Annotated in this window: 21 protein-coding genes and 1 other RNA gene; 10 read left to right on the plus strand and 12 right to left on the minus strand. The window is 51.2% G+C overall.

Going from position 1 to position 23,807, the window contains the following annotated elements; genetic code table 11:
* Window positions 1-89: 89 nt before the first annotated feature.
* Both DRJ53_RS13935 and DRJ53_RS13940 read left to right on the plus strand, forming a co-directional pair.
* Window positions 90-905, plus strand: a complete 816-nt coding sequence (locus DRJ53_RS13935; protein WP_114236260.1) for an ion transporter — start codon at window positions 90-92, stop codon at window positions 903-905.
* A gap of 143 nt (window positions 906-1,048) precedes the next feature.
* The gene (locus DRJ53_RS13940) at window positions 1,049-1,630 is read left to right on the plus strand and encodes a DUF3187 family protein (protein WP_114236261.1); all 582 of its coding nucleotides are present in this window, start codon (window positions 1,049-1,051) and stop codon (window positions 1,628-1,630) included.
* Window positions 1,631-1,972: 342 nt separating this feature from the next.
* Here the strand turns inward: DRJ53_RS13940 and DRJ53_RS13945 are convergent, their stop codons facing one another.
* The 8 genes from DRJ53_RS13945 to DRJ53_RS13980 form a co-directional block, all read right to left on the minus strand.
* Entirely contained in the window at window positions 1,973-2,686 is a 714-nt protein-coding gene (locus DRJ53_RS13945) for a DUF92 domain-containing protein (protein WP_114236288.1), read from the minus strand.
* A gap of 317 nt (window positions 2,687-3,003) precedes the next feature.
* The gene (locus DRJ53_RS13950; protein ID WP_114236262.1) at window positions 3,004-5,367 is read right to left on the minus strand and encodes a glycoside hydrolase family 127 protein; all 2,364 of its coding nucleotides are present in this window, start codon (window positions 5,365-5,367) and stop codon (window positions 3,004-3,006) included.
* A gap of 225 nt (window positions 5,368-5,592) precedes the next feature.
* On the minus strand, window positions 5,593-6,360 hold the full coding sequence (locus DRJ53_RS13955; RefSeq protein WP_114236263.1) for a 3-keto-disaccharide hydrolase: 768 nt from the start codon (window positions 6,358-6,360) through the stop codon (window positions 5,593-5,595).
* Between the two features lie 126 nt (window positions 6,361-6,486).
* Window positions 6,487-8,406, minus strand: coding sequence for a c-type cytochrome (locus DRJ53_RS13960; protein WP_241558556.1), 1,920 nt, complete (start codon window positions 8,404-8,406; stop codon window positions 6,487-6,489).
* Between the two features lie 113 nt (window positions 8,407-8,519).
* Window positions 8,520-10,361 carry a 3-keto-alpha-glucoside-1,2-lyase-like domain-containing protein gene (locus DRJ53_RS13965; protein WP_114236265.1) on the minus strand — a complete coding sequence of 614 codons (1,842 nt, stop codon included), beginning with the start codon at window positions 10,359-10,361 and terminating at the stop codon, window positions 8,520-8,522.
* 358 nt (window positions 10,362-10,719) lie between these two features.
* The gene (locus tag DRJ53_RS13970) at window positions 10,720-11,292 is read right to left on the minus strand and encodes a hypothetical protein (protein WP_123893572.1); all 573 of its coding nucleotides are present in this window, start codon (window positions 11,290-11,292) and stop codon (window positions 10,720-10,722) included.
* A 106-nt stretch (window positions 11,293-11,398) separates the two neighbouring features.
* On the minus strand, window positions 11,399-13,726 hold the full coding sequence (locus DRJ53_RS13975) for a TonB-dependent receptor (RefSeq protein WP_162303876.1): 2,328 nt from the start codon (window positions 13,724-13,726) through the stop codon (window positions 11,399-11,401).
* 45 nt (window positions 13,727-13,771) lie between these two features.
* Window positions 13,772-14,107 (minus strand): hypothetical protein, encoded by a 336-nt coding sequence (locus tag DRJ53_RS13980; protein ID WP_123893574.1) that lies wholly within the window; start codon window positions 14,105-14,107, stop codon window positions 13,772-13,774.
* Window positions 14,108-14,350: 243 nt separating this feature from the next.
* Here DRJ53_RS13980 and DRJ53_RS13985 point away from each other — a divergent pair, with 243 nt between their 5' ends.
* Window positions 14,351-15,193: an MBL fold metallo-hydrolase gene (locus tag DRJ53_RS13985; RefSeq protein ID WP_114236269.1), complete on the plus strand. Its 843-nt coding sequence runs from the start codon at window positions 14,351-14,353 to the stop codon at window positions 15,191-15,193.
* Window positions 15,194-15,445: 252 nt separating this feature from the next.
* Window positions 15,446-15,724, plus strand: coding sequence for a hypothetical protein (locus tag DRJ53_RS21485; RefSeq protein WP_175580756.1), 279 nt, complete (start codon window positions 15,446-15,448; stop codon window positions 15,722-15,724).
* Between the two features lie 71 nt (window positions 15,725-15,795).
* Here the strand turns inward: DRJ53_RS21485 and rpmA are convergent, their stop codons facing one another.
* Window positions 15,796-16,062, minus strand: coding sequence for a 50S ribosomal protein L27 (gene rpmA, locus DRJ53_RS13995; protein WP_114236271.1), 267 nt, complete (start codon window positions 16,060-16,062; stop codon window positions 15,796-15,798).
* 78 nt (window positions 16,063-16,140) lie between these two features.
* Entirely contained in the window at window positions 16,141-16,443 is a 303-nt protein-coding gene (rplU, locus tag DRJ53_RS14000; protein WP_114236272.1) for a 50S ribosomal protein L21, read from the minus strand.
* A gap of 229 nt (window positions 16,444-16,672) precedes the next feature.
* On the opposite strand from rplU, the gene DRJ53_RS14005 reads away from it, so the two are divergent.
* The 6 genes from DRJ53_RS14005 to DRJ53_RS21885 all read left to right on the plus strand — a co-directional run bounded on the left by DRJ53_RS14005 (window position 16,673) and on the right by DRJ53_RS21885 (window position 23,150).
* Window positions 16,673-18,172 (plus strand): GH3 auxin-responsive promoter family protein, encoded by a 1,500-nt coding sequence (locus tag DRJ53_RS14005; RefSeq protein ID WP_114236273.1) that lies wholly within the window; start codon window positions 16,673-16,675, stop codon window positions 18,170-18,172.
* Window positions 18,173-18,305: 133 nt separating this feature from the next.
* Complete coding sequence (locus DRJ53_RS14010; RefSeq protein WP_114236274.1) at window positions 18,306-19,475, plus strand: 1-deoxy-D-xylulose-5-phosphate reductoisomerase; 1,170 nt, start codon at window positions 18,306-18,308, stop codon at window positions 19,473-19,475.
* Window positions 19,476-19,681: 206 nt separating this feature from the next.
* Window positions 19,682-21,031 carry an RIP metalloprotease RseP gene (gene rseP, locus DRJ53_RS14015; protein WP_114236275.1) on the plus strand — a complete coding sequence of 450 codons (1,350 nt, stop codon included), beginning with the start codon at window positions 19,682-19,684 and terminating at the stop codon, window positions 21,029-21,031.
* Window positions 21,032-21,350: 319 nt separating this feature from the next.
* Window positions 21,351-21,722, plus strand: a transfer-messenger RNA (tmRNA) gene (gene ssrA, locus DRJ53_RS14020).
* Window positions 21,723-22,046: 324 nt separating this feature from the next.
* Window positions 22,047-22,646, plus strand: a complete 600-nt coding sequence (locus DRJ53_RS14025) for a phage integrase SAM-like domain-containing protein (protein WP_114236276.1) — start codon at window positions 22,047-22,049, stop codon at window positions 22,644-22,646.
* Window positions 22,647-22,694: 48 nt separating this feature from the next.
* A complete protein-coding gene (locus DRJ53_RS21885; RefSeq protein WP_114236277.1) occupies window positions 22,695-23,150 on the plus strand; it encodes a transposase in 456 nt (151 codons plus the stop codon).
* On the opposite strand, the gene DRJ53_RS14035 is transcribed toward DRJ53_RS21885, so the two are convergent.
* Both DRJ53_RS14035 and DRJ53_RS21595 read right to left on the minus strand, forming a co-directional pair.
* The gene (locus DRJ53_RS14035; protein WP_162303877.1) at window positions 23,072-23,599 is read right to left on the minus strand and encodes an integrase core domain-containing protein; all 528 of its coding nucleotides are present in this window, start codon (window positions 23,597-23,599) and stop codon (window positions 23,072-23,074) included. The genes DRJ53_RS21885 and DRJ53_RS14035 overlap by 79 nt on opposite strands.
* On the minus strand, window positions 23,545-23,807 hold a 263-nt coding region (locus DRJ53_RS21595), incomplete at its 5' end, for a hypothetical protein (RefSeq protein WP_206609795.1). The genes DRJ53_RS14035 and DRJ53_RS21595, both read right to left, overlap by 55 nt.

The following is a 23,807-nucleotide window of genomic DNA, read 5'->3' on the forward strand; positions in this document are numbered from 1 at the left end:
TTACCAATACGGCATTTTTGTTTACGGTAAAATAACTTACTGTTGTACCATCGCTACCTTTGGTACCCACTCTTTTTTGTATCCCTAATATGCGTTCAGCCGCCACCGAAAGACTTTACCGGATTGTTTTTGGCACCGATACCCGGGCCGGCAAAGTGTTCGACATCACGCTGCTTTGGATGATCGTGATCAGCGTGGTAGTAGTTATTTTGGAAAGCATTCCGCGCCTGAGCCGCGAATACCGCAGCTTATTTTTTTCGCTGGAGATTTTTTTTTCGGTGTTGTTTACGGTGGAGTATATCCTGCGCATTGTTATTTCGCCCAACCCGTTTCGGTACATCCGCAGCCGGCTCGGCATCATTGACCTGCTTGGCATTTTGCCCTTTTATATGAGCATGTTTGCAGTGGGTTATCATTACCTCATCGTGTTCCGCTTTCTGCGGATGCTAAGAGTGTTCCGCATCCTGCGGCTGTTCCGGTTTGTACGCGAATCGGAGCAACTGTTTGCCGCGCTTCGGGCCTCGTTTCATAAGATCGCAGTATTCATTTCATTTGTACTCACCATCGTGGTGTTGCTCGGCACATTGATGTACGTGGTGGAAGGACAGGAAAACGGTTTTACCTCGATCCCGGAAAGCATTTACTGGACCATTGTTACCATTACCACCGTGGGCTACGGCGACATTACGCCGCAAACGGGTTTGGGTAAATGGATCGCTTCGGTGATCATGTTGTGTGGCTATGCCATCATTGCAGTGCCCACCGGTATTGTTACGGTGGAAATGACCCGCCGGGCTGGAAGCATCGGCAAAAAACCCTGCGCTAATTGCGGGCACAACAACGAGGAACAAGCCCGTTTTTGCAACTACTGCGGCACCCAGTTTACCGAAACGCCGCAGCAATAATTACTATCTTTTGCAGGTACATTTTGGGGCAACAAAAGTTGTGGTAAAGCAATTTTAAAAAGGTGTAATTACCACTTGCATAATTGCAGGCTTTTTCGCCAAGCGCATCATTTACATTGCAGCCTAAAACCAGACAACCGCTTATGTGCTGCACCCTAAAGCATGCATTTTTCCTGATGGCATTTTGCCTGATCCAAATATGCGCCACTGCGCAGGATGCACGTTTGCGCCTTGGTGCCGGCGTCAATTTCGTCGCCAATAATTTTGACGAATCAACCCTGAACAGTTTTGCTACCTACTCCCTGAATACATCGTACACGGTGCTGCAGCAGCAACGCTACCTGGTGGTGTGGGAACAAAATATTATGCTGCGCAACAGCGAAGCTGACTTAAAGCACAAACGGGCCTTTGTTTTTTCCGTTCCGCTTTCCTTTCGGTTTCAGCCGGGCTATAAAATGGGCTATTATATTGGCTTTGGCCCTACTTATATGAGCCAGCGCTACAACGATCCCAACATCACCCAACGGGTACGGGGCTGGAATGCTACGGCGCAGGCAGGGTTGGCCTATAAAACGCAACCCATTGCAGATGCCCTGTTTGTTGAGTACCACCTGAAAGCCGGTGTGCACCATAGCCTTAATGGCAGCGGAAATATGGCGCCATTCATTACCCTTGCGGTGCAACTGGGCGCCAACCAGCGGGTGGAACGGCTGGCTAGTAATTAAATCCCGGATTTGAGATAGGCAACAGCCATGATTTTTTGTTTAAAGAATGTACGAATACCGGCCACTTTTTTATAGTTTTTTCAAAACGGCTTCATAAAAACCAAAAAAAGTTAGCCTTTAACACCGATTGCTAAGAAAGGGGCTGTAACTTACACCCATTGATGGCGCAACAGCTTTCATGTAATTCTTCACCCAAACAACAATATCTGATGAGCCTGAGAGAATTTTTGTCGATTTTGCTTGGTTATAAAAAGCCGGAACTGGTGCCGGTACGAGTGCAACCCCAACAAAAAAAATTACCTAAGAAGTAATCAAAATACAAAGCAGCGACGGCTGCTTTTTTTATGCCCACAGGTGCCACAAAAGGCCCGCTATAACAGCACCCACTAAAGTATTCAGCGCATTTACGGCATTATTACCCAACACCCCGCCCCGCTCCAAAGTAGCACCCAGCCACGAGTCGGTAAGATTGCCCGCCAGGCCCGCCAGCACCACCACAAACAATGCAATGATAGAAAACTCCGCCTTAGCCAACAGCAATGATCCAATCACCACACTGCCCACCACACCCAATAAGGTTCCCTCCAAACTAACGACGCCATCCAGCCCACGCCGGTCGGGTCGCATGGTGCGGATATTGTAAAACCGGCGGCCATACAACACACCCAGTTCCGAGGAAAGCGTATCGGCTGTGGCGGCCGAAAAAGAACCTGCCAGCATGATAGTCAATAGCATTTGATGTTGCGGCCAGACGGCAGCACAAAGCCCACAGAAAGCTGCCACACCACCATTGGCCAATACCTGTCCTGCTGTGCGCCGGCTGCTTTCAGCATCGGCCAGTGCTGCTTTTACTTTTTTTTCTTTTTGCCAGGAAGTGGCAGCCGTGCCCAGTATGAAAAATGCACCGAGCAGGATGATGCCAATCCAGTCTGTTCCGGCCCAAATAACTACGGCAACAGCGCCGGCGGTAAGCGTGCCGGCAAGGGTGAGTTTTTTTGCAACATATACTAGGGCCAACACGAGGAGCAACGCCAGCAAGGCCAACCAGGAATTCATTGGTGCAAAGATGGAAGCTTTTTTGGGTAACCTGCCGTCGGAATACTGTTCGGCTGCTGTTGCGTCGCACACTTGTGCGGCAGGACCTTTATTCAGCAATTTTATTTAACAACAATACACATCACTGCATATCTCCTCCTTCATACCTGCGCAGTGTTTTGGCCTTGTCATGCTGAGCGCAGCGAAGCATCTGGTCTTTGCAAAAGGTACTTCGTACAGAATTCAGATGCTTCGCTGCGCTCAGCATGACAAAGCAGTAATCACTCCTTTACTCGAAAACACATCGCGAACAACGACGCCTTGTCCGTGCCCGCAGGTTATTTCAACAACCGCACATAAAAAATACCGCCGGCCATGGAACCCGGATGTGCCGCAAATTTCACCGCCATGGTTTCATTCGCCAGGTTTTGCAACAACGCAGCCGGGATGGCATAGTCCACATCGTAAAACCCTTGCTGCTGGCGGCCTTCGAGCCGCACTGTTTGCAACAGTTGCCCATTGATGAAAATATCAAACGTACGGTTGCGGTCGCCGCTGGCATAGGTGATCCGCAGGGTGCGGCCCTGACCACCCTTGTTCTTTAAATCGTAGCTAAACCAACCGCTGGCATGGCGCCAATGCCGGTCCTGGAACACACCTGATTCGGTTTGCTCCCCTTTGAAATTATGGTCCGATTCGGGTTGTTGTTCACCCGGCGCCACCTGGTCAATCGTGATGCTTTCCAGTTGCAAGCGGGCTCGTTCCCGTTCCCGGATGGCTTCGGTTCGCTTGGCCAAACCTTCAGGCGTAGTCAGCGGCCAGTACACCATGTACCGCGCCTCGTGCACGGTATAAAAAGGCACCAGTTGCAACGACTTATATTGTTCCGGATGAATCAAACCTGATGCGGTAAAGTGCAGCGGCTTTCCGGGCACCGGTTTCAGTGCGGCAGCCACATCAGTATTGTTGGTTACCAGCAGCGGCGCATCATCGGCCGGGTACAGCGGCCCATTGGCAATATGGCCCATGCGGCTGTTGTCGGCCCAAATGCCCTGCAAATTGGTGGTGTCTGTAGCGGCCGCCAGCACTACCGGCCCGTGCACAAACGATACCCACGGCGATCCATCAGGCAGTTTTTCAGCCTTGGTTTGCATGGGCAGCATCACGGTTACCACATCGCCAGTTTTCCATTGGCGGTTCACCGCCAGATAAGATGAGGTGGCATCGAGCTTACCTGTCACTGCTTTGCCATTTACCAACACCTTCATGGCCCCTTTGATCCATGACGGCTGGCGCAGGTGCAGCGCAAATTGCTGCGGCTTTTGTATCGTGATACGGATGCTCGTTTTTTCTTCAGACGGAAATGCCGTTTGCTGTGAAAGGCTGATGCCTCGCTCCTTCCACTGCAACGTGGACGGGATGAATAGGTTTACGAAAAGGTCTTTATCGTTGTGGGCATAAATCAATTCACCGTACTTAGTGTGGTTTTCCAAACCCGATCCAACGCAGCACCAAAAGCCTTCCTGCGGTTGTGAGTACACCCGGTAATGGCGTGGCCGCATGGGCGTAAAATAAACAAAGCCGCCATTGGGGTGCTGCGATGAAAGAATATGGTTGTATTGTGCCCGTTCGTAATAATCCATATAAGCTGCCGACGGCTGTTGCAAAAACAGCTGCTTGGTCAGCTTCAGCATGTTGTAGGTGTTGCAGGTTTCGGGGCCTTCCTTCGAATCAACCATCGACGAAAAATCCGACGCGGGATGGAAATGTTCCCGCACACTGTTGCCACCGATTGAAACAGTTCGGTTGTGCACCACCGTTTGCCAGAAGTAGTTGGCAGCTGCCGCCCACTCCTTATTGCCATCCACTTCGGCCACCCGCATATAACCAATCACCTTTGGAATTTGTGTATTGGCATGCATGCCGGTCAGCGAATCTTTTTGCTGCAACAGGGGCTGCAACACCCGCTGGTGCGAAAACCTGCGGGCCAGCTCCAGGTATTTTTTGTTGCCGGTAAAATGGGCCACATCGGCAAACACTTCGTTCATGCCGCCGTGCTCGCTGCGCAACATATTTTGCAATTGCTGGTCGGAAAGATTGGCAACCAGATTGGCGCACCAGTCAGAGAAGCGCACCAACATGATCTTTGCTTTTTCATTGCCGGTCTGGCGATACACATCTGCAAGGCCCGCAAACATCTTGTGTATGTTGTACCACGGCACCCATTTGTCGTTGAGCGAAAAGCTGCCCGCATTTATTTTACCGGCCGCAATATCCTGCCACAATTGTTTACTGCCCGGCACGCCGCCCAGGTAGCCGTTGCCATTTTGCACCTGGCATTTTTCCAGCCAGTCCAACATATAATCGAGGCGCTTTTTTATTTCCGCATTGCCGGTTGCTGCATACATATTGGCCAGCGCCGAAACATAGTGGCCGCCAATATGCCCGTCAAGCCCTGTGTTTTCCCAGTTGCCGTATGGTGCCGCTTTGGGCGTGATGCCCGCTTCGCGTAAATACGGCGCCAGCAGGCGGTCGGCATCCAGTGCCAATATGTATTTCAGGTCGGTTTGCTGCGCTTGCTGAAAAGGACTTTCCAAAAGCCGCACCGACTGTAACGGAAAACTTTGAACGCTTTGCTGCTGGCTAATAGCAGCTACCGGGGCCAACAGGGAAAAGGAGATTTTGATAAATAAATGCTTCATTACTTACACATTACTCAACGCACTGGGCGTTTTATTGAATAGAAATTGATGCGAACCTATTTTTCAGATGCTTTCAAAGTTAGCCTTTGTTGCAGTGCGCCCATTTTAAAATAATGGCAAAAACATCTGCACTTACATGACGTGCATAAAAAAGACAGCATTGCCGCTGTCTTCAAACGTTATCAATAAAAATGAAATGTCACTCAGTTAAATCCAATCGATGCCTTACAACGGGCGGATCCAAATGTTGCGGAACGAAATGGGCTCGCTGGGATCACCATGGTCCTGCAACTTGATCGGCGTAGGTCCGTGTTTCACATACTGCGGCTTGCCGATGTAGCGGGTTTCGCCCAGTATCTCTACGTTGTTTTGCACCAACACACCATTCAAAAATGCTGTTACCCGTGCAGGCGTTTTTACGCTGCCATCTTCGTTAAAACGTGGTGCGGTCCAAGCAATATCGTACACGTTCCACTCGCCGGGAGGCCGCACGGGATTGGCTAGCGGAATATGTTGTTTGTAAATAGAACCTACTTGTCCGTTTACATAGGTTGGGTTATTGTAGCTATCGAGGATCTGAATTTCATATCCGCCATCGCCTTTGCCATAAGCCGACAAGAACAAGCCGCTATTACCGCGGCCCTGACCCTTACCGGAAATATTGGTGGGCACCTGCCATTCAAGGTGCAGCTGGTAATCGGTAAATGCATCTTTGGTTTGGATATTGCCGGTTCCTTTTTTTACCGTCACCACGCCGTTGGCAACGGTCCACAAGGCGGGTTTTAACGTATCTCTGGTGGATACCCATTTATCTAGGTTCTTTCCATCAAAAAGGATGACGGCGTCGGCCGGCGGCGCCACCAGCACCGACTTTCCGGTGTTCACCATTTTGGGTACCGGCTCCCAAATTTCTGTTTCTTCGGGTTTGGTTTGGGCTCCTGCTACCATCGAGGTTGCCAGCGCCATCGTCATCAATGCAAGTGTACGATTCATACAGCGTTCGGGGCGTTTAAGGTTTAGTATTGTTAGGCAAATATTTAGGCAGACAAGTTAATGTTTGTTTCTGCATCCGGCGCTGCCAAACCGCCGGTTTTTGCAAAACAAATTGCGGCACCTCCATTATTTCAGCGTGTTGATCCAGGCTGCAATGATGCGGGCATCGGCCTCCGGCACATGCGGCATGGGCGGCATGGGCGTGGCGTAATCAGGCCAGTTTTGCGGCTGCGGGTTATGAATCAGTTGCACAATTTTGTTTACCGTGTATTTACGTTTAGCCACGTCCTTAAAGGATGGACCAACCTGGCGCTTGTCTGCATTGTGGCAGGCATTGCAGGTGTGTTTCGCCAGCAATGGTTTTACATCGGCAAAGGTTGGTGCCTTAGGCGCTGTTGCAGCAGCTTTTGCAGGGGCAGGTTTAGCTGCGGCTGGCTTTGCCGAAGGCTTAGCAGCAGGCGTTGCCGGCTTGGCTGCCGAATTACGGGTACTCATTTCCGTTACCGAAAGCTTAACTCCTTCCGGAATGGCATTCAATGTGTAATACGCAGTTGGGTGCACCAGCGAAAAATGTGTTTCCGCATCGCGCAGCCCTTCCAGTGTAATGGTGTGCACATAGTATGGCCGCAGGCCATCAACCACAATGCGGGCCCGCAGGCCATCCGGTGAAACCTTCACACCTTTTACTTCCAGCTTCTTCCCATTTACGGGCGGCGATCCATACACCGAATGGTATTTGTAGATATAACTTTCGACGTTGTATGAAGCTAAATCCTCGGCATATTTACGGTCAGCAGGGCGGGTAAATTCAATTTCGAAACCATCTGGCATGGCCCGAACGGCCCGCATTTCAAAAGGCACTTTGCCGTTCCAAACCAGCCGCTGCAGCCCCTCGCCTGCTTCACCTGCCGAGCCCCATCCGCGGGCAGTTTCGCCGGCAAAAAGCGACCCGTCCTTACCCCATGCCAGGCGCACAATGCCGCTTTGAAACCCGCTACGGAACTCGATCGCAGCTCCCTGATACTCGCCATTCACCTTTTCCATAAATACGCGGCTCAATTTGCTTTGGCCCTGGTCGCCCACCAGCAGCTGGCCGGCAAAAGGCCCAAAACTGCCTTCCGGAATTTTTACAATTTCGGAATTGGATATGCCCAGGATACCGTGCGGCAACCACACTGCGGGCAACTGCAACTCAGGAATCTTGCTTTTCACCTGGTATTCAGAAAGGAATGTTTCATTGACAATATTTTCTGGCTTTACCGGCCGGCCCGCCTTGTTTACATCATTGCGCATGGGCACCAGCGAATAAATTTGATCTTCTTTCAGCTTAAGCGGCGAGTTGGGCAGCGAGGTCCAGACAAGGCTTGCCGGGTGCCCCATGAAAGCGCCTTTTTTTACATGCATAATCGACCCTGAGCCAACCCAGTCGCCCTGGTTGTCGGTATAGAAAAGTTCGTCGTCGATCATCGAAATGCCACATGGCGAACGCATGCCGGCAGCCCAAGGCTCCACGCTCCCATCGGCACCGATCTTAAGCGTCCAGCCACGCCAGGGCACCATGCTTTTAGGATGCCACCAGGTGTCGGGAAAACCAAGGTTGAGGGTCACGAAAAACTTTCCGTCCGGGGCTATTTTAGGTCCAAAACTATACTCGTGGTAGTTGCCCGAAACCGGCCAGGCGTATACGGTTTCATACAAGTCTGCTTTGCCATCGTGGTCGGTATCGGTAAGCTTGGTGAGCTCGCCGCGCTGTGCGCAATACAGCGAACCATCTTTATAAGCCACACCCAGCACCTCGTGCATGCCGGTGGCAAATTTTCTGAAAAAAGGTCGCGGGCTGGTGGGATTTTCTACGATAAAAACATCGCCGCGGCGGGTAGTCAGCGCGAGGTCGCCGTTGGGCATGGTACACAGGCCGCCCACTTCCAGCAGGTTGCCTTCAGGTACAGGCACCCGCATGATCTTGAAGTAATCGTCTTCTTTTGCCGACTCGGCCTGTGCAACGGCTTGTCGGTTTGTAACCAACAGCGCTGCAAGCGCCAGCAAGCAGATGCTTGTTTTTTTAAAAAAATGTGTTGATATGAATTGCATGGTATGGAAGCAATGAATGAAGCAATAAAATTGTGTGGTTAGGGCTAATTTTCGGTTGTGCCTGCCTGTTAAAACAGCAGCGCATATTTTACCGTCGACTTCAGCGGCAGCAATAGCTCTTTGCCATTCGCACCATCGCGAATAAGTGGTGTTGCGCCACCTGCATCATCAATGCGCAGGTAAGCGGCCTTGTCGCCCACCAGGTATAGCCCTTTTGATATCTCGGTAAAATTGGCGCCTTCAGCAATGCGCACATACAGGTTGGTGGGTGCATTTTCCGCGGTGATGGTGCGTTGCAGCTCATGCCCATCGGCACTTACGCGGGGTGCATCCTGAATAAATGCGCCATGCGTTTGAATGCGAAAAGTAGGGCGATCGTCACGGTCTACCGCGTAACCTTTCGAGGCAAAATTGCTGCCGGTAGAATCCTTCGGCCATGCGGCACCGTTATCCTGCAGCACTGCAAAAGCCGGTTTGGGTAGTCCAAAGTTTAAGACAGAACCGGTAGCGCGGGAAGATCCGTCGCCACGCGAATGCCACATGGGGGTAGCATCTAAAAAGCCTCCGCGCCACACCTGAACGATTGTTCCGTTGTCCAGATCATAAGTGTAATGCAGCCCTTCGGCCGAACCTATATTAATGGCATGCGTAACCCGGTAATTTCCGGGCAGGTCCACAAAAGAACGTAGCATCGTGTTTTTGGGTGCCTGCACCAAGATTGGGTCGACAGGATCAGCGGCACTCAGCCCCGATTCGCTCAACAGCGTTTCGCGCAGTCCGGGACCAGAAATGGAAAACGAAAGTGCGGGTTTGGCCCAGTCGGCAATTTTTGCATAAACCAGTTCTACCTGGTGATTGCCGGCACTTAATTCCGTGCTGTTTCCGCCCTGCCGCTCGCCAAAAGGAATCACTTCTTTTCCGTCGATCTTCAGCATGCCTTTAGCGCCAGGTGCCGCCAGGCGAAACGAATATTTGCCTGCCTTTTCCACCGATAAATTGCCAGTATAGGCCACCAAAAAATCGTTGGCCAGCGTGGTAACGGCAGCAGACAGCTGCAACAGATTACCTGTTACCAATGGTGTGGTTTGGGTGGCCTGTGCTGGGCTTTCAAACTGGCCTTTGTACACCGAATATTTCAGCCCCGAAAGCGCAGGCTTGGTTACATCAAATTTGTTGACTTTAATGTTGCGGAATGCAACAGCTCCGTGGTCGCCTTGGATGCGGATTGGGCCTTCGGCCACTTCATTGTTTTGCATGGCGCCGCGGGTAGGGCCGGAGAGCTCCACATCTTCATGTATCGTTACGCCATTAAGACTTAAGGAAAGAATGCGTGCATTCTGGATCTTTTTACCCGAGCCGTCAAAGCGGGGAGCCTGAAAAGAGATCCGCATCTTTTGCCAAAGGCCAGGTGCTTTTGAAACGTTTTGTCGCGGTGCATGGCCTTCGTACCCTTTTTGCCCATCGGGTTTGCTATCATCCCAACGCTCATAAATACCGCCATTATCGCCGGCACGGGGCTGGGTTACACCCCAGGAATCAAGCAATTGAATTTCGTAGCGACCCTGCAGGTAAATGCCCGAATTGGAGCCCTTTGCCATCAGGTATTCCAGCTCTATGTCGGCATCGCCATGGGTAAGGTTGGTAAACAGGTCGGCGCCCTGCTCTTTGTTGGTGGGCACATTTACCAGTACACCGGTGCCACTGGCCGGCTTCAGTGCATTGGCTGCTGCAAGATCGGCCTGCACATCGCCTGCAATGCGCCAGGTTTTGGAAGAAGGTTGAAAAGAAGACAGATCGTTTAGGGGCAGCGCCTGCTGGGCGTTGGCAGCCGCAGTGCCCAATAGCAAGCAACTGCAGAAAAAAGCGCTCAACCGGAGCGGTTGCCGCCCGGGTGCATCATTAAATTTCATCAATGGATCAACGGTTTGCGATGGTTCGGGAAAAAGTAAAAAGAAAGTGAATGCTGCCGCAGTATGTTATTGCAGTGCAATTTGTTGAGCAAAAAATATGGGGCAGCAATCGACATCATGGCATTTTTAAAACGGCACAGGGGCCATACATTATTGAAAGGATCAAACATATCCGGGCTACAACAGCATTCACCATTTGGCGTTAACTGTTCATCCGGTTCTTGACCTCTGTCCCGGAAAGTTAAACCCCTTTGGCGAATGATAGACAACCCGGCCGTATCAATCTTCAATAATTTATGGCCCCCTTGCACATTTTTCTCCCGACACATCGCATTGCAGCGATGAAAAGATGCGCTCCTTACTGCACCGCAGTATTAAACGTCACATCCACATCCGAGGATGATTTAGGACTGTCCCACGTATCCTGTGCGCCTTTGTTGGGTGGGTTGCCGCCGTAGTGGCGCAACACCACACGCAGGTTGCCGGTGCCGGCAGCGCCGGTGGTGATAAAGCCGGTAGTGCCCAGCGGAATACCATTATCGTCGTTGTTCAAGCCAGTAACCTGGATGTTGCTGCCAGCAGAAGGCAGGTAATAAATGCGGTGGGCATCGCCTTCTTCATCCACTTCGCCGGTAATATCGGCTGCGGGATTCTTGGTTTTGTCCAGCAGTTCCAGCTCAAAATGATACATGGTATTGGGCGCCAGTACCACGTTTTGCTGGGTGGGTAGATTGCCTCCGGGGCCATCCGGGTCGTCGATGCTAAATACGACTAGGTTGCCGCCACCGGTGTGGGGCGTCACTTTCAGGTTTACGGTAGTGATTACTTCTTCATCGTTGTTTTCGCCATCCGAAGCCTTGCTGCATGCGGTAAGCAAAATTGGCGCTGCCAACAGCAGCATCGACCAACGCTTCATTGTTTGTTTCATCATGATCAGGGTTTGTTTTAAAAAATGTTTGGAAAAATGGTAATGAACGGCAAGTGCCGACGCAAAGCGGTCATCCACTTTACCGAGTAAAAATTTTGGAAAAATGGGCTTACCCTTTGCCCGCACCAATGGGCACTTTCAGGCGCAGCTGCACGTTGCGGCCCATTTCATCGGTAAAAAACCGCAGGTAGTTCAGGTAATCGCGGTAGCGTTCGTTCAGCAAATTGCGTATGCTGATGCCCAGGCCCACCGGCACCGAGCCGATGGTAATGGTGGTGCCCGCATCAATATGGGTTAAAAAGTAGCCCGGTGGCGGCGGCGCATAGTCTTGCTTGCCGCCGGTTTCGTCGGGCACCCGTGTTTGGCGCCACACCTGCTGGCCTTCAATCATCAGGTAAGTGGCGCTGCGTTTGGCACCGTCTTTAAAAGTATAGCGCAACGAAGACGCCAGCCGGTCGGCGGGCATGCGGATCAGCCAGTCGGCCGTTTTCTTATTTTTTGCCCGCAGCAAATTGTATTGCCCGGTCCACTCCCACTGCGCCGCCGGCTTCCACCAAAAAGAGGCATCCATCCCTTGCAGCCGTGCATCGGTTTGCGCAAAGCGCAGCGCCTGGTACACACCCGAAATCGTTACTACCGGCTCGCCGGGCAGCGGTTGCTGGTAAATAAAATCCCGGATGTTATTTTGGTACAGCGACAACTCGCCGCCCAACGTACCCTGGCGGTTGTTAAACCGCTGGCCCAGGTGCAGGTAAACGGATCGCTCCGGTTTTAAATTAATATCGCCGGTTTCAAAAGTAGCGGTGCCCTGGTGGATGCCGTTGCTCAGCAACTCGTTGATATGCGGCGCCCTGCTCGACAGCGTTGCACCGCCCGAAACGCGCCAGCCATCAGTGATGCGGTAACCACCACCCAGCGAAGCAGCAAAAGTGTTGAAATCAAAATCGTAGCGGGCAAACTCGGCGCCACCGGCCCGCAGCCGGTTCGATTGAATGGCGCGGCTGTCGAACCGCAGGCCGCCTTGCAGGTCAAGGGCGTTGTGGTTCCATTTGGTGATATAGTATCCGCCCCAGTTCTGCGCGTTGTAGGCCGGGATGTAATAACGGCCGGCATAACTATTGGATTGCTGCATGGCCAAAACGGCTGCGGTGTGCTGCCATGGGCCTTTGCGCGGCGCCTCCCAGTTCAGCTCCTGCTGCAGCGTGCCGATGGTGAGGTGCATTTGCGGCCCACGCCGGCTGCTGCTCCGTACCACGTCAAACTCCTCGCGGTCGTTGAACTGACCCGAAAGCAGCAGCGAAAATTTATGACCCGACACATCCACCACCGTTTTTGATTTCAACAGGTGGTGCACCACGGCCTGGTACGGCCGGGCAATGTCAAAGCTTTGTTGGCCGGTAAAAGTCGGATCGGGTTTTGCCGCATCCAAGGCCTGCTCAAAATCGGTGGTGTTGCCGATATGGGCGCCGGTGAACTGCCCAAGTTTTGTTTGGAAATAAGAGTAAAAAAGTTCGGTTTGAAAATGGTGCCGGCGGTAGCCTCCTGCAATGGAAAAGTTGCCTTCCCTGCTGGCCGTGTTGTTCAGCCGGTAACTAGGCGTTGCCACATTGCCGCTGCCTTTCAAGGTGCCTTGGAGGCGGTAATTAAATCCCTCCCATTTTTGGCTGGCCCCTTCCCACACCCCCGAAACAACGCCCTGGCGGTTGTTGGTGCCATACACCGCATTTACCTCACCACTATTGCCATGTGCCTGGCGGATGGGTTTGGGTTCCACCAGGATAATGCCGCCGATGGCATCGGAACCATAACGCAACTGGTCAACACCGGTTACTACGGCGATTTTACCCGCAATGAAAGGATCCACTTCCGGCGCGTGTTCGTTGCCCCATTGTTGGCCTTCCTGCCGCACGCCGTTGTTGATGGTCAAAATACGGTTGCCGTGCAGCCCATGAATGATGGGCTTGGCAATCGTAGAGCCGGTTTGCAAGAGGGTAACGCCGTTGATTTTTGCCAGCGCATCGCTAAACGAGCGGCCACGGGCTTCTTCAAGGGCGGTGCCGCTTACCTCGGAGCGGGTGCCGGCCAGGGGCACATTGCGCTGCGCCGCCACGGTCACGCCTTCCAGCACTGTACGGCTCACCGGCATATCCACATCGAGGTGGGCCGTGCCCTGCAGGCCAACGTACCGCACAATAGTATCGAACGACACATGGGAAATGCGCAATGTATAATGACCGGCGCAGAGCGCATCAAAACGAAAATCGCCTTTGCTGTTGGTGGTGAGGGTGCGTTGGAGTTCCAACAACTCCACGGTGGCACCAGCCAGGTTTTCGTGGCTGGCAGAATGGTGCACATGACCGGTTAGCGAACCGGCGCACACCTGTGCCTGAACAAGGGCAGCTTGCCCCACAAAGAGCAGCAACAATAACTTTTTCACGGAAGAAAAGTTTACACAGAAAAAAGGGTGAAGCAACGGGAAAGCTTACCCCTGGGGCGGTCCACGGCTTTGGGCGTTGGCGTGAAAGCCGGCAGCCGGGTCTGTGTAAAAAAATGGTATTTCGGAGGAGTGGTACACTACCTGCAGTGCGGGCAGTTGCACCGGGTTGGCACCAGTGTACGGCGATTCGGCCACCTGGTGGTCAAAGCCGCATTGATAGGTTGTGGCGCTGATCCATTTGCCCTCACCTTTGAACCCATAGCTTACATCGCTATGGCCGGCCAGTGCATCGTGCAGGTACTTTTTGGGCGTGCTGCCCAAAAGCGCCACTGCCAGCAGCAGCATTGCAACGATAGACCGTATGGTGCCGGGTGTTTTCAAAAATGTGATTTCATTGATTGAAGCGGTATGCTAAATATACGCCATCACTTTGTGGTGTTCCTAAATTGGTCCATATCGGTGATGGAACACCAAAATTAAAGGAATGCAACTAAGTTGCAAAAACAAAATCGGATTAATTCGCGTAGGTTAAAGCTGGAAGCAGCCACAAGATGTTGTTAAGCCATCTTAGTTAGTCTAAACGAGCAATTTTTATCTGGCCTACTGCCTATTTTTGCAGCCTGCATGTCGCTATTTATTGCATCGCTCAACTCGGGCTCCAACGGTAATTGTTATTATGTGGGCAACGGCACAGAAGCCGTGCTGGTAGACGTGGGCATTTCGTGCCGCGAGGTAGAAAAGCGCATGAAAGACCTGGACTTGCCGCTGAGCGGTGTCAAGGCTATTTTTGTTTCGCATGAACATACCGATCATGTCCGCGGCATTTCGCGGCTAGCCAACAAATGGCGCCTGCCCGTATACAGCACCAAGGCCATGCGCCGCAACGGCGGCTTTTGGGTAGATGCCGAACTCGTGTGCACCTTTACCGCCCACCAACCGGTAACCGTTGGCGGCTTGAGCATTACGCCATTTCCCAAATTTCATGATGCGGCCGACCCGCACAGTTTTATTGTGCAGGGCAATGGCGTAACGGTAGGTGTGTTTACCGACCTGGGCCGCCCTTGCGACCAACTGGTGCGCCATTTTTCGCAGTGCCATGCGGCTTTCTTGGAAAGTAATTACGACGAGGAAATGCTGGAGCGGGGCAATTATCCTTTTCACCTCAAAAAACGCATCCGCGGCGGTGATGGGCACCTGTCGAACAAACAGGCGCTGGATATTTTTATACAACACCGCCCGCAACACCTGACGCACCTGTTACTGGCACACCTGTCGAACAACAACAATCATCCGCAACTGGTAGCCGACCTTTTTGCGCCCCATGCCGGCAATGCACAGGTCGTAGTTGCCTCCCGGTTTGCTGCTACGCCCCTGTTTGAGATCAGGGCCGAAGGAGCTGCAGCGCCGCTTTTCCGCGGCAGCATGCCCGAAGCCCAGCAACAGCAACAGTTGGCGCTTTTTGAGTAAAAGGCATTGTACAGCGTTTTCCCAACCTTATTTGTCCGGCCGGAGTAAGATTCACTCTTGGTTTGCACCTACAGTTCGCGACCGACGAATTGAACGAGCATGTTCGGTTTTACCGTATTTCACTGCACAGCAATAGTTTGGGCATAAAAAAAGTCCCGGCGGAAACCGGGACTTTATCAACAAATACTTTGCTATTACTTTTTAGCGCCAGCACGCTTAGCGGTTGCTTTTTTAGCAGTCGCCTTTTTTGCGGTGGTCTTTTTAGCTGCAGCTTTTGGAGCGGCTTTCTTAGCAGTTGCTTTAACGGCCGCTTTTTTTGCTGTGCTTTTTTTGGCAGCAGCCTTAGGGCCTGCTTTTTTCGCTGTAGCTACCGCTTTTTTGGGCGCTGCTTTTTTGACAGCAGCCTTTTTAGCGGTGGTTTTTTTTGCAACTGCTTTTGGAGCAGCCTTTTTTGCTACGGCTTTTTTAGGCGACGCAGACTTAGCCGCGGCCTTTTTTGAAGTTGCCATGTTTGTTGAATTTAATGGTTAGTAAAAAACGGATCTAGGCAAAATTAAGCGCAAATGCCCAGCTTCCAAAGTTTTTTACAACCATCATGCCAGTTAGGCAGAAACAGCAACAGGCGTAACCGAAACAAAAGTACGGTCGTGCTTGCCTTTGCGGAATTCAACAGTACCGGAGGTCAGTGCGAACAGGGTCCAGTCTTTACCTACACCTACGTTGCTGCCGGGGTGGTAGCTGGTGCCACGCTGACGTACGATGATGTTACCGGCAATGGCTGGTTGACCGCCATAGATTTTAACGCCCAGGCGCTTGCTTTGCGAGTCGCGGCCGTTCTTTACACTACCTTCACCTTTCTTATGTGCCATGGTGATTTAGAATTTTGAATGTTTTAAATCCGAAATCCGAATCCGTTTCGGATTTCGATATCCTATTTTCGGATTTACTTAAGCGATGTCCGCAATGCGGATCTTGGTGTACTGGATGCGGTGTCCTTTTTTCTTGCGAAAACCCTTGCGGCGCTTTTGCTTGTAAGCAATCACCTTATCACCCTGCACATGGTTCAGGATTTCAGCCTGTACTTTTACGCTAACTGCGCTGCCAACCGACAGGTTGCCATCGGCGTCAGCCAGGAGCACTTCACCGAATTCTACTTTATCGCCAGCGTTGCCACCTACGTGGGGCACGTACAAAGTCTGGTCTTTTTGCACCTTAAACTGCTGGCCGGCTATTTTTACTATTGCGAACATAACGGTTCAAAAATTAGGACGGCAAAAGTAGTGAGAAATAAATTACTGACCAAGGAAAGCGGGAGAGAATTTCGGATTTCGGATTTGTGATTTACGATTTAACAACACACTACCGCTTTTTCGAGGGTATTCATTTCCGTCTTTAAACCAAAATCCAAAATCCAAAATCCGCAATCCGAAATCGTAAATCATAAATCCCTTCCTACCTTGCAGCCAACTTAAGAATGAAATGAAGGTTAAATCATTGCTGGCCAAACCGCTTGCCTATTTTGTGCACAGCCAGGTAAAGAAAGGGGCGCAAACCGCCGTTCCTGACCAGGAGGCCTTGTTTAAAAAGCTGGTTGCTGCCGCTGCCGATACCGAATTTGGCCGCGACCATAAGTTTGCCCAGGTGGCTTCCCATACCGATTTCAGGCAGGCGGTGCCCATCCGCGACTACGAGGGCCTGAAGCCTTATATTGAAAAAATCAAAAGTGGTAAGCACAACATCCTCTGGAAAGGCAAGCCCATTTATTTTGCAAAAACTTCAGGCACCACCAGCGGTGTAAAGTATATACCTATTACTAAGGAGTCGATTCCCAACCACATCAACTCGGCCCGCAATGCGCTGCTTTGTTATATGGCTGAAACGGGCAACACGGCTTTTTCGGATGGCAAAATGATCTTCTTGTCGGGCTCGCCGGTGCTGGAGCGCATTGCCGATATTCCTACCGGCAGGCTAAGCGGAATCGTAAACCACCATATTCCAAAATACCTGCGCACCAACCAGCTACCCAGCTACGAAACCAATTGCGTAGAAGACTGGGAAACCAAGCTCGACCGCATTGTAGGAGAAACCATCAACCAGAATATGACCCTGATCTCGGGCATTCCGCCCTGGATGCAGATGTATTTCGACCGGCTTGTGGAAAAATCTGGTAAAAAAATAGCCGACCTGTTCCCGCAGTTTTCGGTGATGGTGCACGGCGGCGTCAATTTTCAACCCTACGCGGCCCGCTTGTTTGAAACCATTGGCCGCAAGGTGGATGCCATTGAAACCTTCCCCGCCTCGGAAGGCTTTTTTGCTTTTCAGGATACGCAAGATGGCGAAGGCCTGCTGCTGAACACGGCCAGCGGTATTTTCTTTGAGTTTGTGCCCGCCGCAGAAATTTTTAACGAGGCCCCCACCCGGCTTACCCTGCGCGATGTAAAAGTGGGCGAAAATTATGCGCTGATCATCAACAGCAACGCCGGCCTTTGGGGTTATAATATTGGTGATACGGTCAAATTTGTGTCCACCGATCCCTACCGCGTGGTCGTGTCGGGCCGCATCAAGCACTATATTTCCGCCTTTGGCGAGCACGTAATTGGCGAAGAAGTGGAAGCCAGCCTGCTGAAAGCAGCGCAGGAACACGGCGTGCCCATTACGGAGTTTACGGTGGCGCCGGTGGTGGATGGCGGCCGTGGCAAAAGCTACCACGAGTGGTTGATTGAATTTGGCACCGAACCCGCCGACCTGGCCGGGCTGGCCCAAAAAATAGACGACAACCTGCGCCAAAAGAATATTTATTACGACGACCTGATCCGGGGCAACATCCTGCTGCCGCTGAAAATATCAGTGGTGCGTAAAAACGGTTTTATCGATTATATGAAATCGGTGGGCAAACTGGGTGGGCAAAACAAAGTGCCCCGCCTGAGCAACGACCGTAAAATTGCAGATGCCCTGATGCCCTGGACCGAGCGGAGTTGACAGTAGAGAGTTGATAGTTGACAGTTGGTAGTTGACAGCGATTTGAAAATTGGTCTACTCTGTATTCACTATCAACTATTAACTACCAACTATCAACCAATATCTCCTTTACTTTGCTACACTTACCCCCAGCATGAATCAAAGCGGACAGATTAAAAGAATCGCCATTTTCGGCTCAACCGGCTCCATCGGTACGCAGGCCCTCGACGTTATTGACGCCAACCGCGACAAATTCAGCGTTGAAGTGCTTACCGCCAACAGCAACGCCGAGCTGCTCATTGAACAGGCCCTGAAGTACCAGCCCAATATTGTAGTGATCGGCGACGACAGCAAGTACGCCCAGGTGCGGGATGCGCTGGCCAGCTCCGATTGTAAAGTATTTGCCGGCGAGCAGGCCCTTGAGGAAGTGGCCTCCATGGATGTATACGACCTGATGCTGGCGGCCATTGTAGGTTATGCCGGCCTCCGCCCTACCCTCAATGCGCTCAATGCCGGCAAGCCCATTGCCCTGGCCAATAAAGAAACCTTGGTAGTGGCTGGCGACATTGTGATGCGCACCGCCTACGAAAAGCGGGTGCCCGTCATCCCCGTCGATTCGGAGCATTCCGCCATTTTCCAATGCCTGGTGGGCGAAACCCGCAACCCGGTGGAGAAAGTGATCCTCACCGCATCCGGCGGGCCATTTTTAGGTAAAAAACCCAATTACCTGCTGAATGTGCGCCGCGACCATGCCCTGCAACACCCCAACTGGACGATGGGCGCCAAGATCACCATCGACTCGGCCACGCTGATGAACAAAGGCCTCGAGATGATCGAAGCCAAGTGGCTGTTCAACCTTGAGCCTTCGCAGATCGAAGTGGTCATTCACCCGCAAAGCATCATCCACTCCATGGTGCAGTTCCAGGATGGCAGCATCAAAGCACAAATGGGCCTCCCCGATATGAAGCTGCCCATCCAATACGCCATGGGTTTTCCGCGCCGCATTCCCAACGATTTTCCCCGACTCGATTTCCGGCGGGTTCGCACCCTTACGTTCGAGGAGCCCGATATCCGCACATTCCGCAACCTGGCCCTGGCCATGGAAGCGCTCAACCGCGGCGGCAACCTGCCCTGCGTGATGAATGCCGCCAATGAAATTGCAGTCTATGCTTTTTTGCGCAACAAGATCGGGTTCCTGGAAATGACCGACGTCATTGAAAAGACCATGGACAAGGTGCATTTTGTGCAGCAGCCCACCCTCCACGAGTATTTTGAAAGCGACGGTGAGGCCCGCAGCTATGCCGCTGATATGATCAAGCTTTAAAACGTGGTTAAAGCCGCTGCCGCCCGTCCATTGGCGGCCGGTTCATTTCGCTGCATCCCTTATCTTGCGGAGTAAGTATTTTTTGAAGCCGGCTTTAGTGCCCCTGCCCACCTTTGGTTGTGTCACTCACTTCGGCGTTCTGTTCTTTATTCAACCATTACAATCAGCGCTTCCGGCCCGCGCTTTGGGCCAGGGCAAACCTAAGTATGATTTTATTAGCTGTTAACTGGTCGGCTTTTTTTGCCAATGTTGGCCAATTTATCCTTGCCTTTTCCATCCTGGTGGTGCTGCACGAGCTGGGGCATTTTCTGCCGGCCAAATGGTTTGGCTGCCGCGTGGAAAAGTTCTACCTGTTTTTTAACCCCTGGTTTTCGCTTTGGAAAAAGAAAGTGGGCGAAACCGAGTATGGCCTGGGCTGGGTGCCACTGGGCGGATATGTAAAAATATCCGGCATGATCGACGAAAGCATGGATAAAGACCAGCTCAACCGTCCGCCGGAACCTTGGGAGTTTCGCAGCAAGCCGGCCTGGCAACGCCTCATCATTATGCTGGGTGGTGTTACCGTCAACTTTATCCTGGCCCTGGTGCTGTTTGCCGCCATCCTGTTTGTGTGGGGCGAAGAACGGCTGCCCATGAGCAGCCTTAAATACGGCGTGGCGGTCGATTCGCTGGCCAGCGCTGCTGGTATGCGCGACGGCGACCAGATCAAAGCCCTTAACGGCGAGCCCGTTCAGTATTACGGCGAGTTTATGAAAGACCTGGCCTACAGCGAGTCGGTTAGTTTAACCGTAAACCGCAACGGCGCCGATACCACCCTCCAGTTTCCCGAAGGCACGGTGCGCCAGCTTACCCGCAACCAGTTGCGCGGTTTTGTTACGCCCCGCATGCCGGTGGTGGTGGATAGCATTGGCGGTACTCCTGAATACACCAGTGGCGAACTGATGAAAGGCGACCGCATCCTTGCCATGAATGGCAAACCCACGGCCTTTTTCGACGAATTCAACGAAGTAAAACAACAATACAAAGGGCAGAACGTAACCATGAGCCTGCTGCGTGGTGCCGATACCGCCACCGTGGGTGTAAAGGTGAAAGAAGACGGCTCTATTGGCTTTTTCAACATTGCGCCGGACCGCATTTTCCAGACCGAGAAAAAAGAATACTCTTTTGGTGAATCCATTCCTGCTGGTGTAAACTACGGCGTGGACCGCCTGGGCGAATATGTAAACGGCATCCGCCTCCTTTTTACCTCCAAAGAGCATAAAGTTTCCGACAACCTGGGTTCAGTCATTTCCATTGGCAAAACCTTTGGCGGCACCTGGGACTGGCAGCGTTTCTGGACCATGACAGCCCTGTTTTCCATCATCCTGGCTTTTATGAACATCTTGCCCATTCCGGCGCTTGATGGCGGCCATGCGCTGTTTACCATTGCCGAAATGGTGAGCGGCCGCAAGCCCAGCGACAAGTTTATGGAATACGCCCAAATGGTAGGCATGGTGCTGCTGCTTGGCCTGATGCTCTACGCCTTCGGCCTCGACATCTGGCGCCTGGTGAGATAATTGCACCAGTTCCAAACATTTAAATCTGGATTCTATCCCCAATAAAAAAAATCCATCTCTCCCACGAGATGGATTTTTTTATGGAACAAACAGTAGTAATGCTGTTCAACGTCTGTTGCGTCGCACACTTGTACATTCTGTCCGCTGCCGGGCTGACAACTACTTCCATCACCGCACCCAATTTTCAGGCAAACACTGTCGTGCATCCATCACTATGTACCCCGCTCCTTTTTTAAGATTTTAAAACCCATGCTTGCATATAAAATGCTTATTTTTGTCGCCGCTGAAAACCTGTTCGGACTTCGGACTTTTTCTCCCCGGGGGTGTTTGGTTTTGACAGCATAGGTCTTTGAACGTGTAAGCATGCCGAGCGTTGTATCATTAGCTCGTAAATCTGAAGATTCAAACTCTAAATGGCGAATCTAACTTTGCCATGGCTGCCTAATCAGTGATTAAGTAGTCATTAGGGCCGCCGCGCAGGTTGGTCTCTTACCAAGCGCCGCCGCCGACTTAAAAACAAAAGAGGCTGCTGCAACGAAAGGCTGTGATCGTTGCTTAAGCCCATCCAGCTAAGGAAAGAATTGGTTTGTTCCGCTCCGGTTTTTTCCCGACAATTAATTCGGAAATAAGCATGTAGAAAGCGTTTGGATATCATGTTTGGACACCGGTTCGACTCCGGTCACCTCCACAATGGTCCATTTTTGAACATTTGTAGAGCCGACTCTTTCCCTTCTGAGGATCGCAGTCGGCTTTTCTTTTTTTCCCTGGATCCCGCGTCTTTACTGCCATTTATAAAAAAGGGGCTGGGTATGGATGGGGCGAAAGTTCTTCCTACGGTTCGATTCCATTCTTTAAAAAGGCACTTTCCAGTAGTAGAAAATACTGCTACCTGTTATGGACCACTACCAATTTTGGCAGCAATTTGGTCTCACTTTTTTGGTTTAAGCCTTGGTAGGAAAGGGTTTCAGCACTTCTGTTTTGTTGCGGTTTTCTTTTGTTTAAAACCGTTAAACATATGGAGTCACAAATCAAAATTTCCTTCTTTCTCAACCATTCCAAACGCACCAAGACCCGCCAAACCCCCATTTACATGCGGATCCGCTACAACTACAATCAGGTAACGGTATCCACAGGCCATTTCATTGCGGCTGCCAGCTGGGATAAGAAAGCCAAGAAAGTAAAAGGTCAAGGTGGGGAAGTAGCTTCCATTAACGGAGGCTTGAAAGCGTTGGAAGTAAAGGTTCGTTCTATAATTAACAAGTTGATCCTGGAAGGAAAGCCTTTTAACGTGTACACGGTGAAAGAAGCTCTCACAGGTCCATCTAAACAGGCGTACACGGTAAAGGATGCTTTTGAAGCCTACCTCTCTATGGTAAAAAGCCTCATTGGCAGAGAATACTCACCAATCACCCATGGTAAGTACAACCAAACTTTTGATCGGGTACTGGAGTTTGCAAAACACAAGTTTCGCCGTAATGACTTTTACCTCTACGATCTGGATGATTCATTCATGGAAGAATTTGCATTGTACTTGAAGGTGCAGATTGGAAACAATCAGACGACTGTTTATAAACACTGGCAAAGGCTATCCAGAGTAAGGGTTGTCTTAAAATAGGTAATTGGTTGGTGTAGAGTTTGGGTATTGGATGGAAAAGGAGTTGTTATGAAGCGGAAGCCCATCATTGATTTGTGGAGTTTGTTTGAGCCAATGGTCATCAGGAAATATGGCAGAAAGCGGGGCCCCGGCAGACCACCTGTAGACCTGAAACGGACCTTTGAGGCAATCATTTGGATATTGAAAACCGGTGCACCCTGGCGGGCCATACCCGAGGATTTATATCCTTCATTTCAGAGCTGTCACCGTTATTTTCAGATGTGGGCAGATGAAGGTTTATTCAAAAAGCTGATGCGCAAGGTGCGCCGGCACCCACTTTATGGTAAGGACATCCGGGTGCAGGAAATGTTCTATATCGATGGAAGCTTTGCACCATCCAAAAAAGGGGGGCGCACCAGGGTCCTACCAAGAAGTGTATCGGCCCCTTATAAACTGGAGGGTTTTTCAAAGGTAGTTGAGTTATTTTTTAAGTATTCAAAAGGGTTTGGATTAAAATATTGTTGATAGACAGCATTGGGTGTTTTTCCCTTCAACGAACCATGTCTTCTCTTTTCATTGTACCACTGATAATAGCGGTTGATGATCATCTGGGCGTGGTAGATGGAATCAAACTCAAACCTTTCCATTACCTCCCGCTGCAGATTTGAATGCAGCGCCTCGATGTAAGCATTATCTTCTGGTGTAGCCACATGCGAGAACTCCTGCTTTATCCCTTTTTCTTTTAAAAACTGCCGAACCGCCGTGGCAATGAACTGTGAGCTATTGTCATTTCTGATGCGCATGCCTTCTGTTTTATACTCCAGCAGCATCAGCGATAGCATGACCAGCACATCTCCTTTTTTAATGCTTTGCCTGCACATATGAATCAGCACCTTGCGGCTGTAAATGTCCATGACCGTCAGCAGGTAAACATTTCTGTTCCATCCATGGATGTGTACATACTTAATGTCCATGGACAGATACTGAAGCGGCCGCTCAGCTCCAGGTGTTCTAAAGCGTATAAAATCACGTTTGAAAGGTTCTGGCCTGATCCTGCCGCCATACAGCAGCTTTGAGATGGTCTAATTTTTCTGGACAGTTGACTTGCGTAAATTAGCAAGTAACAATGCAGCACAAAAATGCACAGAAACCCCGGCGCAAGTACGATGCTTCCTTCAAATC

The sequence above is a fragment of the Paracnuella aquatica genome (genome assembly GCF_003332885.2).
In the GTDB taxonomy this organism is placed as follows: domain Bacteria; phylum Bacteroidota; class Bacteroidia; order Chitinophagales; family Chitinophagaceae; genus Flavisolibacter; species Flavisolibacter aquaticus.

What these genes read in the sequence shown, in the direction of transcription:
- rplU (WP_114236272.1), bottom strand. Translation starts at nt 16,443, where the DNA reads ATGTTCGCAATAGTAAAAATAGCCGGCCAGCAGTTTAAGGTGCAAAAA.
- DRJ53_RS13970 (WP_123893572.1), bottom strand. Translation starts at nt 11,292, where the DNA reads ATGATGAAACAAACAATGAAGCGTTGGTCGATGCTGCTGTTGGCAGCG.
- DRJ53_RS13985 (WP_114236269.1), top strand. Translation starts at nt 14,351, where the DNA reads ATGTCGCTATTTATTGCATCGCTCAACTCGGGCTCCAACGGTAATTGT.
- DRJ53_RS14005 (WP_114236273.1), top strand. Translation starts at nt 16,673, where the DNA reads ATGAAGGTTAAATCATTGCTGGCCAAACCGCTTGCCTATTTTGTGCAC.
- rpmA (WP_114236271.1), bottom strand. Translation starts at nt 16,062, where the DNA reads ATGGCACATAAGAAAGGTGAAGGTAGTGTAAAGAACGGCCGCGACTCG.
- rseP (WP_114236275.1), top strand. Translation starts at nt 19,682, where the DNA reads ATGATTTTATTAGCTGTTAACTGGTCGGCTTTTTTTGCCAATGTTGGC.
- DRJ53_RS13945 (WP_114236288.1), bottom strand. Translation starts at nt 2,686, where the DNA reads ATGAATTCCTGGTTGGCCTTGCTGGCGTTGCTCCTCGTGTTGGCCCTA.
- DRJ53_RS13955 (WP_114236263.1), bottom strand. Translation starts at nt 6,360, where the DNA reads ATGAATCGTACACTTGCATTGATGACGATGGCGCTGGCAACCTCGATG.
- DRJ53_RS13965 (WP_114236265.1), bottom strand. Translation starts at nt 10,361, where the DNA reads ATGAAATTTAATGATGCACCCGGGCGGCAACCGCTCCGGTTGAGCGCT.
- DRJ53_RS13940 (WP_114236261.1), top strand. Translation starts at nt 1,049, where the DNA reads ATGTGCTGCACCCTAAAGCATGCATTTTTCCTGATGGCATTTTGCCTG.
- DRJ53_RS21885 (WP_114236277.1), top strand. Translation starts at nt 22,695, where the DNA reads ATGAAGCGGAAGCCCATCATTGATTTGTGGAGTTTGTTTGAGCCAATG.
- DRJ53_RS14035 (WP_162303877.1), bottom strand. Translation starts at nt 23,599, where the DNA reads ATGGACATTAAGTATGTACACATCCATGGATGGAACAGAAATGTTTAC.
- DRJ53_RS13935 (WP_114236260.1), top strand. Translation starts at nt 90, where the DNA reads ATGCGTTCAGCCGCCACCGAAAGACTTTACCGGATTGTTTTTGGCACC.
- DRJ53_RS14025 (WP_114236276.1), top strand. Translation starts at nt 22,047, where the DNA reads ATGGAGTCACAAATCAAAATTTCCTTCTTTCTCAACCATTCCAAACGC.
- DRJ53_RS14010 (WP_114236274.1), top strand. Translation starts at nt 18,306, where the DNA reads ATGAATCAAAGCGGACAGATTAAAAGAATCGCCATTTTCGGCTCAACC.
- DRJ53_RS13950 (WP_114236262.1), bottom strand. Translation starts at nt 5,367, where the DNA reads ATGAAGCATTTATTTATCAAAATCTCCTTTTCCCTGTTGGCCCCGGTA.